We start from the raw sequence: 1,057 nt of genomic DNA, 5'->3' as shown, positions 1-1,057 counted from the left end.
GGCCAGTAGGTGCGGCTCCATGCTGCCGGGCTGGGTGGGGGCAGGTGGTGGGTGGCGATGCGGGCCGGGTCGGCCCAGGAGTCCGGGGGGCGCGTCGCGGCCGGTGGTATGGAGGCTGCGGCTGCGGCGCGGGCTCGGACCACTGCCAGGGCGGCGGCGAGCTCCTCGGGGGTGGGGTTGCCCCGTACGACCTTGATCGTCATGTCCGTGTCCACGGGTCGGGGGTTTACAGGGGGATGTTGCCGTGCTTCTTGGGGGGGAGGGTTTCGCGTTTGGTGCGTAGTTGGCGCAGGCCGCGGACGATGTGGGGGCGGGTGTCGGAGGGCATGACGACGGCGTCGATGTAGCCGCGTTCGGCGGCGATGTAGGGGTTGAGGAGGGTGTCCTCGTATTCCTGCATCAGGCGGGCGCGGGTGGTGTCGGGGTCGTCGGCGGCGGCGATGGTGCGGCGGTGGAGGATGTTGACGGCGCCCTGGGCGCCCATGACGGCGATCTGGGCGGTGGGCCAGGCGAGGTTGAGGTCGGCGCCGAGGTGTTTGGAGCCCATGACGTCGTAGGCGCCGCCGAAGGCCTTGCGGGTGATGACGGTGATCAGGGGGACGGTGGCTTCGGCGTAGGCGTAGATGAGTTTGGCGCCGCGGCGGATGATGCCGGTGTGTTCCTGGCCGACGCCGGGCAGGAAGCCGGGGACGTCGACGAAGGTGAGGACGGGGACGTTGAAGGCGTCGCAGGTGCGCACGAAGCGTGCGGCTTTCTCGCTGGCGTCGATGTCGAGGCAGCCGGCGAACTGCAGGGGCTGGTTGGCGACGATGCCGACGGGGTGGCCTTCGACGCGGCCGAAGCCGGTGAGGATGTTGGGGGCGAACAGCGGCTGGGTCTCGAAGAACTCGGCGTCGTCGAGGATGTGTTCCAGCACGGTGTGCATGTCGTAGGGCTGGTTGGCGCTGTCGGGGACGAGGGTGTCCAGGGCGCGGTCGTCGTCGGTGGGGGTGAGGTCGGCCTCTTCGGGGAAGGCGGGGGGCTGGCTGAGGTTGTTGGACGGCAGGTAGGACAGCAG

At 70.1% G+C, this 1,057-nt stretch carries 2 protein-coding genes; both read right to left on the bottom strand.

Annotated features, from left to right (window positions below; genetic code table 11):
- On the bottom strand, nucleotides 1-203 hold a 203-nt coding region (locus tag ACFYMU_RS33450), incomplete at its 3' end, for an acyl-CoA carboxylase epsilon subunit (RefSeq protein WP_388381501.1).
- 23 nt (nucleotides 204-226) lie between these two features.
- Nucleotides 227-1,057, bottom strand: an 831-nt coding sequence (locus ACFYMU_RS33445) for an acyl-CoA carboxylase subunit beta (RefSeq protein WP_388381499.1), incomplete at its 5' end; no start/stop codon positions are given.

It is taken from the genome of Streptomyces sp. NPDC007264, from assembly GCF_042869095.1.
GTDB lineage: Bacteria > Actinomycetota > Actinomycetes > Streptomycetales > Streptomycetaceae > Streptomyces.
Note: the sequence above shows the minus strand (reverse complement) of the source record. Positions and strands in the feature narration are given on the sequence as shown.